The 17,145-nt window shown below is 61.9% G+C and carries 15 protein-coding genes; 8 read left to right on the top strand and 7 right to left on the bottom strand.

What is annotated here, in order from left to right; translation table 11 throughout:
* The first annotated feature begins 196 nt into the window (after positions 1-196).
* The gene (locus tag BMI87_RS07160; protein ID WP_078520463.1) at positions 197-1,396 is read left to right on the top strand and encodes a glycosyltransferase family 2 protein; all 1,200 of its coding nucleotides are present in this window, start codon (positions 197-199) and stop codon (positions 1,394-1,396) included.
* A 17-nt stretch (positions 1,397-1,413) separates the two neighbouring features.
* Here BMI87_RS07160 and BMI87_RS07155 read toward each other — a convergent pair whose 3' ends face one another.
* Both BMI87_RS07155 and BMI87_RS07150 read right to left on the bottom strand, forming a co-directional pair.
* On the bottom strand, positions 1,414-2,397 hold the full coding sequence (locus tag BMI87_RS07155) for a glycosyltransferase family 2 protein (protein ID WP_078520462.1): 984 nt from the start codon (positions 2,395-2,397) through the stop codon (positions 1,414-1,416).
* Positions 2,394-3,500, bottom strand: coding sequence for a nucleotidyltransferase family protein (locus tag BMI87_RS07150; protein WP_146681529.1), 1,107 nt, complete (start codon positions 3,498-3,500; stop codon positions 2,394-2,396). The genes BMI87_RS07155 and BMI87_RS07150 overlap by 4 nt, the downstream gene beginning before the upstream one ends.
* A 346-nt stretch (positions 3,501-3,846) precedes the next feature.
* Here BMI87_RS07150 and BMI87_RS22915 point away from each other — a divergent pair, with 346 nt between their 5' ends.
* The 6 genes from BMI87_RS22915 (at position 3,847) to BMI87_RS07125 (ending at position 9,478) form a co-directional block, all read left to right on the top strand.
* Entirely contained in the window at positions 3,847-3,981 is a 135-nt protein-coding gene (locus tag BMI87_RS22915) for a hypothetical protein (RefSeq protein ID WP_256365664.1), read from the top strand.
* Between the two features lie 87 nt (positions 3,982-4,068).
* Positions 4,069-4,341 carry a PqqD family protein gene (locus tag BMI87_RS07145; protein WP_078520460.1) on the top strand — a complete coding sequence of 91 codons (273 nt, stop codon included), beginning with the start codon at positions 4,069-4,071 and terminating at the stop codon, positions 4,339-4,341.
* Positions 4,342-4,381: 40 nt separating this feature from the next.
* Positions 4,382-4,789, top strand: coding sequence for a lasso peptide biosynthesis B2 protein (locus tag BMI87_RS07140; RefSeq protein ID WP_210402463.1), 408 nt, complete (start codon positions 4,382-4,384; stop codon positions 4,787-4,789).
* The gene (locus tag BMI87_RS07135) at positions 4,786-6,675 is read left to right on the top strand and encodes an asparagine synthetase B (RefSeq protein ID WP_078520458.1); all 1,890 of its coding nucleotides are present in this window, start codon (positions 4,786-4,788) and stop codon (positions 6,673-6,675) included. Before BMI87_RS07140 ends, BMI87_RS07135 begins: the two co-directional genes overlap by 4 nt.
* Positions 6,672-7,658 (top strand): hypothetical protein, encoded by a 987-nt coding sequence (locus BMI87_RS07130; protein WP_078520457.1) that lies wholly within the window; start codon positions 6,672-6,674, stop codon positions 7,656-7,658. Before BMI87_RS07135 ends, BMI87_RS07130 begins: the two co-directional genes overlap by 4 nt.
* The gene (locus BMI87_RS07125; protein WP_078520456.1) at positions 7,655-9,478 is read left to right on the top strand and encodes an ABC transporter ATP-binding protein; all 1,824 of its coding nucleotides are present in this window, start codon (positions 7,655-7,657) and stop codon (positions 9,476-9,478) included. Before BMI87_RS07130 ends, BMI87_RS07125 begins: the two co-directional genes overlap by 4 nt.
* A gap of 21 nt (positions 9,479-9,499) precedes the next feature.
* On the opposite strand, the gene BMI87_RS07120 is transcribed toward BMI87_RS07125, so the two are convergent.
* From BMI87_RS07120 to BMI87_RS07100, 5 genes are all read right to left on the bottom strand, one after another.
* On the bottom strand, positions 9,500-9,781 hold the full coding sequence (locus tag BMI87_RS07120) for a hypothetical protein (protein ID WP_078520455.1): 282 nt from the start codon (positions 9,779-9,781) through the stop codon (positions 9,500-9,502).
* A gap of 74 nt (positions 9,782-9,855) precedes the next feature.
* Entirely contained in the window at positions 9,856-12,297 is a 2,442-nt protein-coding gene (locus tag BMI87_RS07115; protein WP_146681528.1) for a GNVR domain-containing protein, read from the bottom strand.
* Positions 12,294-13,274, bottom strand: a complete 981-nt coding sequence (locus BMI87_RS07110) for a glycosyltransferase family 2 protein (RefSeq protein ID WP_078520453.1) — start codon at positions 13,272-13,274, stop codon at positions 12,294-12,296. The genes BMI87_RS07115 and BMI87_RS07110 overlap by 4 nt, the downstream gene beginning before the upstream one ends.
* Positions 13,271-14,260, bottom strand: coding sequence for a glycosyltransferase family 2 protein (locus BMI87_RS07105; RefSeq protein ID WP_246832660.1), 990 nt, complete (start codon positions 14,258-14,260; stop codon positions 13,271-13,273). The genes BMI87_RS07110 and BMI87_RS07105 overlap by 4 nt, the downstream gene beginning before the upstream one ends.
* A complete protein-coding gene (locus tag BMI87_RS07100) occupies positions 14,257-15,417 on the bottom strand; it encodes a hypothetical protein (protein ID WP_078520452.1) in 1,161 nt (386 codons plus the stop codon). Before BMI87_RS07100 ends, BMI87_RS07105 begins: the two co-directional genes overlap by 4 nt.
* A 713-nt stretch (positions 15,418-16,130) precedes the next feature.
* Between BMI87_RS07100 and BMI87_RS07095 the strand changes: the two genes are divergently transcribed.
* Complete coding sequence (locus BMI87_RS07095; protein WP_078520451.1) at positions 16,131-17,138, top strand: glycosyltransferase; 1,008 nt, start codon at positions 16,131-16,133, stop codon at positions 17,136-17,138.
* Positions 17,139-17,145: the final 7 nt, after the last annotated feature.

Below are 17,145 nucleotides of genomic sequence, written 5' to 3'. Positions count from 1 at the left end.
GGGCTTTGGTGGCAGATGCAGGAGGCCTCCGGCGTAGCTGTCTTAAAGCGATGGATTTTTTGGCGTTTCGCCTTCTATGGCTCGCAAATGCAGCGTGATACAGACCTGACTTCGGCAGCTTTCTTGTCAGGCGCCCGTGCCGCCGACTCGGCAGCCTGCATGGGCTAGCGTGTCTTCATCACTGGTGGAGACTGTCTTGGCCGAGCGCATCACGGTTATCATGGCGAACTGGTGCGGCGCGTCCTATCTCGCGGCTGCAATCGCATCGCTACGCCGCCAAACGGTATCGGACTGGCGGCTGATCGTCTCCGATGACGGATCGGATGATGACAGCGTGGCGATAGCACAGGATTTCGCGCGGCAGGATCCGCGCATCGAGGTGCTGACGGCAGAGAAGTCGTCGGGACCGGCCACCGCGCGCAATCGCGCGCTCGAACGGGCCAAAGGCGAGTGGGTCGCCATTCTCGACAGTGACGACCTCATGCATCCAGAGCGGCTGGAGCGGATGCTGGAAGGAGCGGACGCGCTGGGCGCGGATGTTATCGCGGATGACATGGTGTTCTTCGGGACCGTGCCGGGCTCGGGGGGGCGTACTCTGCTTGAACCGATGTCGCTGGTGGCGCCGCTCGAAATTAAGGCGAAGCTGTGGGTCGAAGCCGCCGCGCCGGCAACGGAGCTCCCGCCGCTTGGGTATCTGAAGCCGATGATCCGTCGCGCGATCCTTGGCGATCTGCGCTACGACCCCGATCTTCGGATCGGTGAGGATTTCGATTTCGTCCTGCGTCTCTTGCTGAAGGGGGCGAAATTCTATGCTTTGCCCGACCCGATGTATCTGTACCGTCGACATAACGCCTCGATTTCACATCGGCTTTCGCCTGCCGCCATCGACGCAATGGTCCGCGCTCAGCAGCGGTTGTCGGAGGGGCTGGACCCAGCCGTCGCCGCGCAGCTGGCCGCGCGCCATCGCGGGTTGCAGAGGATGGCTGAGTTCGAAGCGCTCGTGGCCAACCTGAAAGCCCGGCAGTTCTCGGCGGCAGCGATAAAAATCGCGCGGCGTCCGTCTCTGGCGCAGGACGTTCTCCGAAGTCTCGCCGAGAGACGCAAAGGCAAAGACGCGACTGGCCCGGAGCGCCGGGCGGTTCAGGTCTCTCTCGGGGCCGAGGAAGGGGCTGACGTGCTGGCCGATGAAATCGCGACCGCATCCGTCGCGGAGAAAATGCATGTCAGCGTACCGAAGCCGGTCGCGCCCGGTGCGATGTGGGCCTCGCCGCCCGCGAAAATGGCCGCGAAGTTGAGCGCCCTTTCCGAAGCGAATGACGTCATTCCGGAGGCTCTGGATGGGGCAGGGGCCTGGGCGCGGTGGCTGTTGCCGCAATGGGCGCAGGAGCAGGCATAGGCGGCAGGCAGCGCTCTCTAGTCCTCGGGTCGAAGCAAGAGGCGGAGCGTATTCGTCACCGGTGCGGCGGGTTGCTTTTGTGCACGCAATTTGTCCCGCAGGATACCCGACGCGATCGGCATGAAGTTCCGCGGCGGCTTGATAGAGAAGCCGAAGGCCGCCCCGAGACCGTCCTGCGCCTTGATGTCGAGAAAGCGCCGCAGCAGGTAGCGGTCGCGGATCTGGTCGTGATGCCGACGCATGGCGGAATTCGCCGCGCGGGGCACCGATTGGTCGTCGAGATGTGCAGAGGCCGCTGTCATCAGCGCGCCGAGATCCTTCGTCCCGTGCCGGCCCGAGAGCGAATTTTCCCGCACGCGTGCAGCGTAGCCGCATTCATTGGAGACAAGAAATTTCGCGCCGCGCGCGAGCATGCGCACATAGAAATCGAAGTCCTCGCCCAACCGCAGGCTTTCGTCATAGCGCAGGGCGTGCCGCTCCAGAAAGGCGCGCGACATGAGCGGTTTGAGAAAGCCAAGTTCGCCCCGCGTCTCGCCGCGTTTGCCCATATTCCCTTCGACGAACCCAGCCAGATCGAGTTCGAAAACCCGCGTCTCACTGTCGGGAAGCCGGGTAGGGTCGAAGGCCTGCGCCATATCGGCGGGCACGAAGGCGATATTGTCCGCGATCAGATCCCAGCCTTCATAGGCGAGAAGGCGCGAGAAGCGGCCGGGGAGCAGAAAGTCGTCGGCATCGAGCACTGCCAGAAACGGGGACCGGGAGGCGGCGATCGCACGGTTGCGACCCGCGGCCGGTCCCTGATTGCTGTCGTTTCTAAGAACGATCAGGCGCGCGTCACCCGCTGCGGCGTCCTGCGCAGCCTCTGCACTTCGGTCCGTGGAGGCATCATCGACCACGACAACTTCCGCAACCTCTGCCTGTTCGAGTGCGGACCGGACCGCATCGCCGATCGTGTCTTCGGCGTTATAAGCCGTGATTACGACGCAAATCTCGGGGGTCATCGCTTGGTTTCTCCCACTTCGCCGACGGGCTTTCGTGTGCGCGCGATCACGTTAAGGAAGGCGTTCGAGAGGAAGGCCCGATTGCTTTCGCGCACCAGACGCCACAGGTCGCGCCCGCAGAGGCTTGCCAGAATTTCGCGCCGTCTGGGAAAACTCAGCCCTTTCTTCCAAGGCTGAAAGACCATGTCACGAACGGTTTCCGCAGAACGGTCGGCAAGCAGTTCGTGCGATCGCGGCGGGAGGCCGTCTTGCCCGATGCTGGTCGTTGCGAGGGCCATGGCGAAATCCAGCGTTTCCGAGAGGCCCGTCTGTCGGGCGAGCTGTTCGAGTTGATCGCGCTCGTCCAGCTCGAGACCCTCGAATGCCTTGATCATGTCGAGGGCCACAGAGCCCGCAGGTTCATGCGAAAGAAAGGCTTTGCAGAGCGTGATTGCGGCGATCAAACACATATCTGGCGGGGACGGCACCGGCAGTGTGCTGTTCGCGACCGACTGCCTCACCGCCCGATGCAGGAAGCCCACCAAGTTCCGAGGGCGCGGCAAGCCGGGCTGTTGGACGCTATGGTGCAAGTCCACGAAGATGGGTTGGTCGGGCGCTTCGAAATGGCGTTCGCCGAGGAAATGCACCCACCAGCTGCCGAGTTCGGCTTCCGTGGGCTTGAACCCAGCCTCTTCGAGGATCTTTCCCGCCGCGATCCGGTCCTTGGGGGCGACCAGTATGTCGACATCGCCGGACGGCTTGAAAAGGGGCGTGCCGTAGAGCCGGATTTGCTGCAGCGGGCCTTTCAGGTGGAGGTGCGGAATCTGGCCGGCATCGAGCGCTTCGGTGATCTCGGCGGCGAGCTTCAGCCCGCGATTATTCGAAAGCATTCCGCGCATGCGTCCGAAGTTGAGCTCAGCGTTCACCTGCTCGGCTGCATCGCCTTGAAGGTCTGGCCACCCGGGGTGCATCAGCAGCTTGTTCACGCGCGCGATTTCAAAGAGAAGGCGAGGGTCAGTGCTGATCGGCGGCGCTTGACCGGATGCCATCTTCCTGAGAATTTCGACCTGTGTCGAACAGTCGCGCCGCTTCACGTAAGTGAGCTCTTTCTCCGGAAAGCTCACGCGCCTACCTTCACGAAATCGCGAATCGAATCCATTGAGAAATCAACCCCAGGTTGAATTGCGCGACTTTTTAATTCCCCCAAGGTTGCAATTTTAAATGTCCAGCTTTCTGGCGAAATTTTAACGCGCTCATTTCTTGAGCGGGTTTTCGGACAGGATGCTCGCATATTGGACCCCCTGAAATCGGCCGCGGGAATATTGCCTTGATTTTGCCTGTTATTTTCGCAGCGAACTGAAGCTGTGACGCTCCGAATGGACTAAGGTTTGACTCAAGTGGAGCCTGATTAAAGACTTTAGGAGGCGCAAGCCAAAATGAGTACGTAACGTCAAAAGGGGGTATCTACTGATGAAAACGTATACTCGTCCGCAGCTGCAAAAGCACGGCAAGCTCGAAGACCTGACCCACGGTGCAGGTAGCACCACGATCGCCGACCAGGTGCTGCCGCCCGGTACGGATATTGCGGGTCTTACCTTCTCGTAATTCGTAAAAAAATGAGAAGGACAGGGGCGTGGTCTCGCCTCTGTCCACTCTATGCAACGTGGCTCTCAAGGTGTGGGTGGGTAGTCTATGAATGCAATGTCCCAGTATCGGGTTCGTTCCGAATGTGTTGCCTGTCCGTATGGTGACGGCGTCGCGATTTTGGATTTAAATTCCAATGCCTATTTCAGTCTGGATTCGATCGGCGCCATCGTCTGGAATCTATTGGGCGACGAAAAGAGCGTCGAAGAAATTATCGATACGATTTCGGGCGCTTATTCTGTCCCGCGTGACACCGTTGCCGAGGATGTCTCGGTGCTCTTGACCGACCTTCACGAAAACGGTCTCGTCGAGGCTTCTTGAAATGCGTTGGAGGCGGCCGATCCTTCACGACGCTCGACTGTTGTTCGAGGCGCTCGTGACAGTCGTGCGTGTGCGTATCGATCTGTGGCGCCACCGCCACGATGCGTTGCGCAAGATCGTGGTGTCCAACGCCGCGCGTTTTCCGGAGCCGAAAGCCGCCGACCGCGGCACTCTTGCCGAAATTTCATGGGCTGTGGCCGCTGCTGCGCGTCTCGTTCCGCAAGCGACCTGCTTGACGCAGGCCACGTCGGGGCAGCTCTTGCTCGCACGTCGCGGGATCGACTCCACCGTGCGCCTGTCGCTGCCGATGGGCGGGGATGAGTTTCGCCCGCATGCCTGGTTGATGTCGGACAATATTATCGTGCTCGGTGGAACGCGCGCGGAGTTCGCCCGCCATACGCTGTTGAAGAATATGACGGCGTTTTCGCAAGGCGAGGCGCGCCCATGAGCCGACCCGCCCTGCATTGCGCAATCGGCGGGTTCGCGGATCCCGCCAAACTGGCAGCCATTCCCGAGCTGCGGAACGCGGTGGTTGAGGCATCCGCGCATTGTTCTGTTCTCATGTCGGGGCCGCAGACGACGCGCAGCGCCACCGGCGCGCTTGTTGCGGCAGATCTGGACCTGACCCACCTGAGCGACACGGCGCGGCGTCTGGCGATGCCGCCAAACAGCTCGGCCATCGAACTTGTTGCCGCAGCCTATGATCGCTTCGACGACGAGCTCGGCCATGTGCTCGAGGGAGCTTTCGCGATCGCAATCTGGGATCCGAAGCGCGCAACCCTTGTTGTCGTCCGGGATAGGTTTGGTCTCAAGCCGGTGGTCTACCGGGCCAATGCGCGCGGGCTTGCGTTGGCGAGCGATCCCGAAGCTGTCATCGCGATGACCGGGGAACGCCCGGAGCACGACGTCCTCTGGATCACCGAACATCTCTCGGGGCAGCTGACCAATCAGACGCGCACGGCTTGGAAAGATATCGTCCGCTTGCCTCCGGGAAAGCTGATGCACTATCGCGATGGCATGCTGTCACCACCGCGCACGTGGTGGAGCCTCGAGCCCCGCGAGTTGAGCGCGGTCGAGCAAACTGACGAGGCCTTGCGAGATGCGCTCTCGGACGCCACCGGCGAGGCAATGAGCGGAGGCTCCGCCGCCGCGATGCTAAGTGGGGGGCTGGATTCAAGTTCGCTGGCGATCCTTGCATCGCGATTGTCGTCGGAGCCTTTCCCGACCTACTCGCTGCGGTTTCCCTCTGCGCCTGAACTCGATGAGGGCGAATATATCGATGCCGTTCTGGAGGCCGGAAACTTCCGGCCCAAGATGTTGAATGGCGGCGTTGGAACAGCACTCGATCCAACGCTTTCGGACCTTTTTCTGACGAACCAGCAACAGCCGTTTCCGGGCTTTGGCATGGTGACGACGCACACGATCTGTTCCGCGGCGCGCGCGGATGGGCATGCCGTTCTGATCGACGGGCATGGCGGCGATGAAGTCATCGGAGGCGCGTCCTTCTCCTATCTCAACGAACTCGCCCGGTCCGGTGAGTGGGCGAAGCTTTGGACGTTGCTGAGAAAGCTGCACGGGTTCGCGGGGGGGCGTGGTGCGGTCGCGTCCTTTGTGATGGCCTATGCGCGCCACGGCGGAAACCGTAGCGCCGCGAAATTGGCGGGTCGGTTGCAGCGTCGGCTTTTCAGCTCGAGCGATCCGGCCCAACCGGATTGGTTCAGCATTGTCGCGCCGGAGCTGGTTTCGCGTTTGGATCTGCGCGCGCGTTCCGAAGCCGCGAGCACCGCAATCTACTCGAACATGCCATTTGGGTTTGCGACGCATGCGCGCGCGCTGGCGGGGGATTTGACGCCGAGTGCGTTCGAGCTGCTCGACCGAGCCACGCGCCCCATGGGGCTACAATTGCGGTTCCCGTTCTACGACCGGCGCGTCGTCGAGCTTTGCGTAAACCGATCCGATGTGGACAAGATAAAGAACGGACAGCCGCGCGCGCTGATGCGCGATGCGATGAAAGGCATCCTGCCGGAGCATGTCCGATTGAGACCGACGAAGGTCGACTTCACCGCCAACAATCGCCGCGCGATGCGCGAGGATCCACAGGGTCGGCTGCGGCGGTATATCGACAACCCGCCCGAACGACTTGAGCCATACGTCAATATCGCGCGCCTTCAAGAGACCGCGCGGGCGCTTTTCGACACCTCCGCCGATGCCGGTGGATTGGAGGTCATGCAGCTCTGGCGCGCTGCTTGGCTCGACATGTGGCTCGAGCGCGAAGAACGCGCCCGCCAACCGATTGCATCTGGAATAGAACCGATAAGGGAGGTCCACGCGTGACCGAACTCGAACATATTGAAGCCGCGCAGGGGCTCGGCGCCCCCGCATATTCCTACAGCACATACGGCATGCAGGTCGTTTCCGATATTGAACTCCCGGAACTGGCCTCTGTCGTTGCCGGCTCGGTGGCAGAGCCGCGCAGCTTGCGCATTCGCCGTGCGCCGGTGGAACTGCCCGAAAACGCCAGATCTTTGCCGACCTGGTACGAGTTCGGGGCCACGGAAACACGGTTCTACTGGCAAACCGTCGGGGCCTTCTCCGTCAATCTCGACGGTACGGAAATTCTTTGCGAGCCCGCAGAGGGTGTCAGCGACGACCTCATCGCGTTTCCGCTGCTCGGTCCGATCCTGTTCGAGTCGCTCCGGCGTCAGGGGCATTTCGTCCTGCATGCGAGTGCGGTCGCCCTCGGGGGGCAGGCCGTCGTTCTGATGGCGGACAAGGGCACGGGGAAGTCGACCTCCGCGGCGGCATTGCTGAATGCAGGGGGCAAACTCCTTGCAGATGACCTTGTCGCCTTTACGCCGGATGGGGAGGTTCTGTCGGGCTTCGGTCAGGTGAAGCTGTCCGACGCGGCCCTTGAGGCCCACCGGCCGCAGAAGTCCGTCGCGCGGGGCGATGTGCATGCGGCAATCGACAAGAAGCGGGTGCAGCTTCCTCGCGATGCGACGGCAGAATATGCGGCTCCTGCCGTGCGTCTCTACATCCTCGAACGCGGAGAGGGCGAGATGGCTTCCACAGCCGACGTGGCCGCCAACCAGTCGCTACCCGCGATCCTGCGGTTTTCCTACGGAGTTCGCTTCGGAGAGAACCTGCTGTCGGGAGAGCCAGCCAATCGCCATTTCCGGGACGCCGTCGCGCTTGCCGGGAGGGTGAAAGTCCGCATCCTGCGCCTTCCCGCGACGCTTGACGCGATGACGACCCTCGCGGATGCCATTCGCGCCGATCTGAATTCGGATCGCGCAAAGGCTGGAGACGAGGATTGAGCGACGTTCTCTCCGCCAGGGCGTCTCTCAGCGAGGCGCGCAACCTCTTCACGACGATGCGTCGTGCGGCGGGCAACAAGCTCTATATCGCCTTGGGCATGCTGATGCTGAGCAGCCTCAGCGAAGGCATTTCCGTCCTTCTGCTTCTGCCGATCCTGAGCCTCGTGTCCCGGTCGGAGGAAGGCGCGCCGATCATTGAGATCACTGAGCGCGAATTCATGGGTGTGACGCTTCCCGCCTTCACGCTCCCGCTCGCCGTGCTGCTCTCGATGCTCGTCTGCTTTCTCATTCTGCAGGCTTTGTTCAACCGAATGCGCACGGTCTATGTCACCGACATCCAGCTGAGGTTCTCCGCGATCTTGCGGCATGGTTTGTTTTCCGCCATCGCCGAGAGCCGGTGGGATCATCTGGTTCGCCAGCGCAACGCAGACCTTGAACATGCGCTCGTCGGCGAGGTGGAGCGGGTTCGGATGGCGTCGATGTTGTTGATGTCGCTTATCCAGGGCTCTGCATCGCTTGTGCTCTACGTTGCGCTGGGGCTCATGATTTCCGTGCCGATGACGGTGTTATCCGCCGTATTTGGCGTCGTCGCATTTCTCGCGCTCAGGCCTTACCGGAAAATGTCTGCGGAATACGGAGTGAAGCTGCAGGGGCTACGGCGCGACCAGTTTCGTGCGGTCTCGGGTTTCCTGTCAGGGCTCAAGACGGCGAAAGCGATGAACCTCGAAGAGGCGGAGATCGCGGGGTTCGACGCGATCCTTGATATGGAGAGGACGGACACGCGCGAATTCGCGCGGCGCACCGCGACGGGCTCCGGGATTTTCCAGATCGCCCAAGCGATCGGTGCGGTGATCTTCATCTACCTGTCGCTCGTGCAGCTCGGCCTCGCGATTTCCGAGATCGTGGTCTTGCTGCTCGTGATGATGCGGCTGGCCCCGCGGTTCATGACGCTTCAGCAGCAAGCGCAGATGTTCCTGGTGAATTTACCGGGGTGGCAGCACATTCGAAATGTCCAGGGTGAGATGATCCGCCAGCGCGACGTTGCAGCGGGATTGCCGATCGCGACGCGCGCGCCGTGGCACGAAATCCGGCTGCAGAACGTATCCTATCGTCACGGCGAAGACCTGCCGCGTGCGTTGGAGGATGTCAGCCTTTCCGTTCGCGCGGGGGAGGTGACGGCGCTGATCGGGCCGTCGGGCTCTGGGAAATCGACCATCGCGGATCTGATTTGCGGCCTCATCCGGCCGGAGACCGGCAAGATCCTCGTAGACGGTCAAGACCTCGATCCGATGGATATTCGGAGCTGGCGGCACCGGATTTCCTACGTCACGCAGGACACCTATCTGCCACCGATGACGGTGCGCGAAGCTCTGCAAGTTGGCGCGCCGGAGGCGGATCAGCAAGACATGGAGGCGGCCCTCCGCGTCGCGTCCGCGGACTTCGTCTTCTCGCTTCCCGCGCAGCTCGACACTCTGCTGGGCGAGCGTGGCGTGCTGCTGTCAGGGGGCGAACGTCAACGGATCGCGCTGGCACGCGCTTTGCTGAGAAAGCCCGAGCTGCTGATCCTCGACGAGGCGACGAGCGCGCTCGACTGGCAAAGTCAGAACCGTATCGTGGCGAACCTTGCGAAGATCGAAACCCCGATGGCTATCCTCACGATCGCGCATCGTTATTCGATGGTCGAATTCGCGGATATGGTCTTCGCGTTGGAAGAGGGTCGGATCGTCGAAAGCGGTGCGCCTGCGATCCTGCGCACCAAGCCCGACGCAAGGTTCATGAAAATGCGTGATGCCGAACGCAGCACGAGCCGCGCGGTGTGACATTAAACGGTGCGCTGAAGCTCAGCGATTTTCCTGATTGAGGTAGGCGCCGCGCGAAACTTGCGACGTCGTATTGTCGTCCGAAGCCTCGCGACCGGCTTGCGCGCGCCCCTGATTCTTTCTCCGGGCCGTTTCCTCGCGGGTCATGATGGCGACGAGGCCGACGTACAGGATCTGACCGAGAAAGAAGATCGCAATACACAAAATCGCGACCATTCCCAAAGACATGCCATTCCAGAACCCGACCGCGCCAGCGATGATCGTGACAAGAGTCAGGACGACGAGAAATGGCATCAAGCGCATGGCTTGGCACTCCGAAACTTGGGCTGGGCTCCAGCGGTTACCTTCTCGATAATAACCGGTCAAGCATTTGAAATTCAATTGTTGCGTGTGTTGGTATTTGTGCCGCGCATTTCGGGCTTGTCCCAGCTTTTTCCCGGATCCCCGAAATACCCGTTGTAATCTTCGAAATAGGCCTCGGTGCTGGAGACATCGACGAAGTCACGCAAATCTTCCATATCCACGCGGTTCAGCACCGTTCCCAAGAGGCGCTCGCGCAACGCTGCATTGGCCGAGAGGATGCGGTTCAGCATCAACTTCGGCGTCTTGCCCCAGCTTGCCACGAGGAGCACGGTGTCGAGGTTCGGGATCATGGCACGCGCATCGACGATTGCGCCGAGCGGGGCGAGGTCGATGATCACGAAATCGAACTCGCCGCGCACCTCGGCAATCAACTCGCGCATGCCGCGTGAGGACAACAGCTCGGCGCTGTGGGTGAAGCCATTCGGCGGAATGCAGGGCAGGATATGCACACCGGTGCCTTCCACCTCACGCACCAAGTTGCGCCAAGGCGCGCGGCCGGCAAGCACTTCGACAAGTCCGTCGCCATGGCGGAAGTCGAGGCGCTGGCTGAGCCCCGGGCGCCGGATGTCGCTATCGATCAAGAGCACCCGTGCGTTGGACATGTTGAGCACGGCGGCAAGATTGAGAGAGACCGTCGATTTGCCTTCCTCGGGACGTGCGGAGGTGACGCCCAGAACGATTGCCCCGGTCTCGACCGGCGCGCGAATTTCTGCGGCGAGCCGCACGCTGCGCAAGGTTTCCGCGAAGAAAGATCTGGGGTGGCGCACGGCGTAGATGGCGCTTTCACTGGTCGAATGCGACCCGTTTCTCGGTTTCGAGATATTCTCGGCGAGCCCGTCCCGCAGGTTCTGGAACACGGCGGTGCTCGTGATCGATCGGACTGGTTCCGACTGCGCCGACGTTTCGAACTCCGGCAGATAGCCGAGGAACGGTCCGCCGGTTTCGTCCTGAACGTCATCCGAGGTGCGCAGGAAACGCTCCCGCCATTCCTGCCAGGCCGTGATCATCATCCCGATGATCAAACCGAGCACGATCGAGATCGCAAGCGCGCGCTTGGTGCTCGGACCGACCGGGTTGCGCGGCACGTCCGCCTTGGTCAGGATCCGAACGTTCGAGACGGGGAAGGATTTCTGTTGCTCGATCTCCTGAAACTTCGTCAGGAAGGCCTGGTACAGCGTCGAGAGCGTGTCGGCGCGTTGCTGTAGCGCGCTATATTGAACCTCGACGGTGCCGGAGCTCGTGTCACTGTCGATCGCGAGACCGAGGCTGTTCTTGAGCGCATCGACCTTCGCTTCGGCGCTTGAAAGATCGCTCTTCGCCTGTGCGCTTCCTTGCTTGAGAAGGGTGAACAGGCGTTCCGCAGCCGCCTGAACCTGCCGTTGGACGACCTTATACTGCGGGTGATCTTCGCCGAAATTGGTCTTGATCTGATTGAGCATCGCCAGCGAGTCGGTGAGCGTATCGCGGGCTTGCTGCAGGGCCGGGTCGCTCCCGCCGCCGACCCCGGTGGAGCCGCCATCGACGAGGGCTTGGACCCCGCCGGCAATGATCTGGTTGTAGGTATCGACGCGCGCCCGAGCGCGGGCCACATCGCTGACCGCATTGGCCATCTCGGCATTGAGCTGAACGACGGAATCCTTTGTCATCGAAACGCCGCGCGAGGAGACGAGCCCATGCTCGGCCCGGAAGGTCTCCGCATCCAGCGCGGCTTGCTGAGCCTGATTTTGCAGCTCCGTCAGCCGGTCCTGCATCCAGTTCGTCGTCCGCTCGGTCGCTTCGAAATTCGCATTGAGGACGTCGGCGATGTAGCCCTCGGCGAGCGAATTCACGATCGCGGCGCTCATGGCCGGATCGTAGGATTCGTAGCTGATCGAGATCACGGAGCTTCTGCCGACACGCCCGACATCGATGCGCGCTTGCAGGGCGCGCGCGGCGAGGTCTTGCCGCGCGGCGGTGATCTGTTCGGGCGTCAGAGTGGTTGTGCCGCTCGGTTCGGGCTTCGAGCGCAGCCAGTTGATCGGTGTGCGGATCGTATTGATCGCACCGCCGATCAGCCGGGAAAACAGCGAGCTCGGCGGCGACGTGAAGGAGGGATTATCGAGAAGATCGAGCTCTTTGACGACCGATTGCGAGATGCGGTCGGAGCGGATGATCAGCCGGGCATCTTCAAGGGCGGACTCGCTGAGATTGTTGCTCTCCGAAGCCCCGAGCTGTTCGATCGACCGGCTGATATTCGCATCCAGCAGCAGCAGTGAATTGGCAAGGTAACTGCGCGGCGTGGTCGCCAGATAGATGATCCCGAGGATGCCGAGGATCACGACGGGCACGATGATCGACCACCGCCGGCGACGCAGGATACGCGTGAGCTGGCCCAGCGTTACGGTCTCGGGCGGTTTCGAGATCGGCCGCTCGAGATCGTTGCTCGTATCTGCGAATTTGAATTGCGTCTGTCTCAAGAGGTCGTTCCTCGCGCGTTGCGCCTTGAGGCTGTGTTGTGCGTGGCATCGGCAGATGCGCCGCCATAGATTTCCGTTCGGCTTCCGCCGGCAAGTCGCCAGACGACACCGATATGCAAGGCCGCGCGCATCAGATTCCGGTTGCGCGCCAAGGGGTCGGTGACGTGGCCCAGCGAAAGTCCGAGGCAGGCGAGTGCTTTCGCACCGGCGCGTCCGAGTTCGATCATGCGTGCAGCGAACGTCTTGCCCTGCGAGACCAGAACGGCATGGGTCTGGCCCATGCGAAAGCGGCGCCGCAAAAGCCACGAAAGTGTCGCACGCTCCGCAGGGACATCCTCTTCGAGCCAAGCGTCCGGGGCGTAGGCAAGCGTCCCGCCGCGGCGCTTGATCTGGTCGAAGAAGATCGTGTCTTCGCCGCCGCTGCGACCGAATTCGGGATCGAACCGCAGGCCAGAGACGGCGGGGTGTTTCAGGTCGAGCAACACGTTGCAGGTGTAGCCCGCGCGCACGCGCCCTTCGCTATCAAGCTCGGCGAGGGTGTCGTGGATATGGCCTGCGCGCATCCACTCGGGGGCCGCGTCATTGTGGTAGGCGCGCACGGGGCCGATCGCCGCGGCGCTCTCTTCGGATCGGCGCGCCGCCATCAGGGCAGGGAGCCAGCCGGGCAGGGCGCGTTCGTCATCATCAAGGAAGGCGAGGCAGTCCAAGTCTTGCGCCTCGGCCGCGTCGAGAACCGCATTGCGCGCGATCGAGATGTTATGGGCGGGCGCGTGCAGATAGTGCAGCTCGAAGGGAAGCGGCACCGAACGAACCCGGTCTTCGGACGAGGGTTCAAGATCGTTATCCGCAACGATGACGCAGATATCGAGGTCCGGCGGGAGAGTTTCGGCAAGCGAGGCGAGGGTGTCGCGCACGATTTCGCGACGATAAGTACACAGGCCGATGCCGATCTTGTCTTTGCGCTTCGGACTGGTCACTCGGGCACCCCGCGACCGATGGTTGGCATGCTATTGCCCAAAATCTGTGCCCAGAACCCCGCGGACCAGGCCAGATGCATGATACCCGCAATCGGGCCAGCCGTGAGATTGGCGAGGCGCTTCGTCTGAATGGCGATCGCCAGTCCAGCAACCGCACAGCCCAGAAGCCAGACGATCGCAGGTAGGGCGAAGATCGGGTGCAGCGGGGCCAGCACGACAACGGCGAGTGCCGGCGCCAGGGCCGCGACGATCGCCTGCCGCATCGCCGGGCGTTCGCGATGCAAAGCAAGCGTGCGGGCACGTCCCTTGCCGAACCGGAAATATTGCGATGCGAGATCGCGCAGGGATTTGCGCGGGAAGTAGCGGACGAAGGTGCTTGCGGTCAGCCAGATCTTGAAGCCCGCGCGGATCAGGCGGTGATCGAGTTCCGCATCCTCGTTATGGCTGAATGTGGTGTTGTAACCTCCGACCGAGCGAAATGCGCTCAGCCGAAACAGGGCATGATGACCGTGAGTGACCCAACGGCCTTCCCCTGCGCCGCGATGTGCCGACCCACCATTCCCGAAACGAGAATTCTGAGCCCGCGCGATCTGGGTCTGTAGTGGGGACACCCCTTCGGCATGCATACGGACGACGACGCTGTCGGCGCCGGTGTCGATGGCCTCGTTCATCAGCGTTTCGCAGAAATCGCTCGGGTAGGCGCTATGTGCGTCCACGCGGATCAACCATTCCGCCTCGTCGCCGAAACGCTCCACGGCGAGGTTGACCGCTGCGGCCTGCAGCTTGTCGGGATTGTGCAGCAGGACGATTTGCGGCGTTGCCTGTGCCATCTTCTCAACCACGGCGCAGGTCCCGTCCGTCGATCCGCCGTCTGCCACTATGACGGTCGCGTCTTGGGCGCGCGCGAAGGGCAAAAGCGTCGAGAGGACCGAGGCGATATGGTCGATCTCATTCAGCGTAGGGATGACGATGAGGATGCGGCTCACGATTGCGCCTCCCGCAGATGCGTGGCGTCGCTGCGAGGCGCGCCAAGCGTGGGAAGATCCGCCAACCAGGACACGAGCGCGCGGCATTCTGCGCGACCCGCCTCCCAGGTGGAGCGCGGCTTTGCAGCGACCGCTTGCCGAAACCTCTGGATATCCGCATGGCTCAGACCGCTGAGGGCTTGCGCGACCGACGTGCTCGACGGTTCTGCCACCTCAACCCCGATGCCGAGAGTTTCGGTACGTCTTGCGACCTCGGTTCCCGCAAGAACCACCGGGATCGCACCATGCAGGCAGCCTTCGTAAAGGCGGTTTGGCAGCAACCAGTCCGAATTCTCTCCGGCCTCGTAGCGGTCGATTAGCCAGGCAAGATCGACCGCGTCGTAAATCTCATCGAGATCATCGGGCGCGGTATAGGGACCGCCAAATTCGAGGTCTGGATTTGCGGCGACGCGCTCATGGAAATCCGGGATTTGATCGAGCGCCGGACGTCCGCGCATTGTGACCCGGAAATGTCCTGGAGCACTGCGGGTGAGTTCGTCGAGCGTATCCAGCGACCAGCGGCACCGGAGAATTCCATTCCAGCCGATCTGCAGCGGCCCCTCCAGAGGGTGCACGCGTTCGCGAAGCTGTGCCGGATCAAGCGCGAGCGGCTTGTTTTCAATCAGGCACAGGTGCGGCGCGAGCTTCTCGAACGGCTGAGGGTGGCCGCGTTTGAACCCTTCCGAGGAATACAGAAGCCCCGATGCGGATTTGAGCGCCGCCGCTTCAATGGCGCGGATTGCCTTGGACGCCGGACCGTTCCCCGACAACAGGCGATGCACGTCGAGCAATTCGTAGACGAGACGTGCCGCCGGTGCGCGTCGCTTGAGGACCGCGCCGAGCGCGAGCATTTCGAGATTGCGGGCAATGATGACGTCAGTCTCTTGGAGCGTCGGAAACTGCTTGGCGAGACCGGGAAGGGCCTTGAGCACCGAGAGCGCGCGCTGGGCCATTTTCCCGTTTGCGGTATGCCCGAGAATGAGCGCAGGTTCCGGTAGTGGCCGTGCTGAGCGTTGGAAACCTGCGAGCATTACCTCGGCGCCGCCAGCGCGCAACATCTGAACGCGTCGCCAGATCGCGGCATCGTCGAGGTCGTGAACGAGGTAGATCAAACGCATCCTGAAAGCCGTCTTCCCCGCCGTCACGTCGCCGGGCGGCTAACAGCGTGGACCTCACCGATCCGCGAATGGTTCGAGCGACCGACGGTCTGCAGGGGCGGGACATTCGCATCGGGCCCATTTCGAGTCATTCAACTTCCTCCAGATCGCCTGAATCCCGGTGCGGAGCGGACGAAAACCGACCACCGCAAAATCAGGCTTCGATCTGGGCAGTTTCCGGTCAAATGCTAAGGAGGGCAGGTTTGCCGAATTACCGCGCGGCATGCGGAAACGTCGCGCGAATATCCAAGGCGCTTAGAAACTGTGCGTAATGTGAACGAATAATCGGCGGCGCTTTCTGCACTGCAGCGAGGCTGCTTGGCGCTTTGGTAGCGATTCTATTTACGCAATGAGAGTCCTTTCGACGCGCGCTCTGAGAAAACCCGGTTGGTTGCCTATTCAGAAATGGGGTTTGCGGGAATTCGTTAGTGGGTTGTCGACAAAATGCCTGCTGAATAGGCGCTTGGCATCTTTTGCACCCTTCACTGCTGAGTGATTGTGCGTCCATGGCTGCACGAGTGGCGGGAATTGCCTGCGGGCTGGCTCGGAGCGGCGCGTCATGGAAACCCTTGGAGGACATCTGAAGTGCATAGGGCGTCGCGTGCGGGGCATGTGATCCCCGAAAAGCCACTTCGGTTTGCGGCGCGATCGCAGCGCGAAGGGGAAGGTGGACGTTGGCTGGGGCAGCTTTCACGAACAAGGTTATTCCCGTCTTCTATGACGGTTACGAGATGCGCGCCTGGGAGATGCCTCTGGGGCGGCAGCTTTCGCAGCTGCGCGGGGTTGCGCGGCGCAGCTACCGCAAATTGAAGCGCAAGCAGCCCTATACCGGGTTCTTCACGGCGTTCCTGAACCTGACGGAAAGTCTTCGGCGAAACGGGTATGACGTTCGGATCAATGATTTCGCGCTCGCCCGTCGGTCACCGGACAGGCCGATCGCCATTGCCGGTCATCAGTCGGTCTGGAGCGATGTCGATCTGCCCAATCCGACCCTGTTCGGGCCCGGCTGGGTTCCCTATCCGGACCGCGCCGAGGCGATGCTGGCCGAGCGGAACTATCAGATCGTGACGCAGCCGTCGGAATGGCCGATCCGGCTGTATACACCGCAGGTCGCAGCAAAAATGGCCCCGATGTTCGTCGGGATCGATACGGACCGCTGGCCGCTTCTCGCTGAGAACCGAAAGCAGATCGACTGCGTTATCTACAACAAGATCCGCTGGAACCACGCCGCGCGCGAGGCGGATACGATGCAGCCGCTGCGGGCAATGCTCGAACGTCGCGGCCTGAGTTCGGTCGAGCTGAAATATGGCGAGCACGAGTTGGCCGAGTATCGCAGCGCCTTGGCCAAGGGGCGGGCGTTGATCTTCGTGACCGAGCACGAAACCCAAGGCCTTGCTTATCAGGAGGCGATGTCGTCCGGCGTTCCGGTTTTTGCGTGGGATGAAGGCGAACTCGTAGACCCGCTCGGTGCCAAGTTCGTCCCCGAAGGCTTGGAAGTCTCGGCCGTTCCTTATTTTGACGATCGATGCGGGCTGCGTTGGACGCGTGCGAACATGGAAGGCCGGTTCGAGGACTTCTGGGCGCGGCTGCCGGAGTATCAGCCGCGCGAATACATCCTCGACGAGCTTTCTCTCGAGCGTGGCGCGCGACGCTTTCTGGACCTGTTTGAGAGGATCGCGTGATGCCGAA

Origin of the sequence: Thioclava sp. F28-4 (genome assembly GCF_002020045.1) — a bacterium.
GTDB classification, from domain to species: domain Bacteria; phylum Pseudomonadota; class Alphaproteobacteria; order Rhodobacterales; family Rhodobacteraceae; genus Thioclava; species Thioclava sediminum.
The sequence above is the reverse complement of the archived record's forward strand: the minus strand, read 5'-3'. Positions and strand labels throughout refer to the sequence as shown.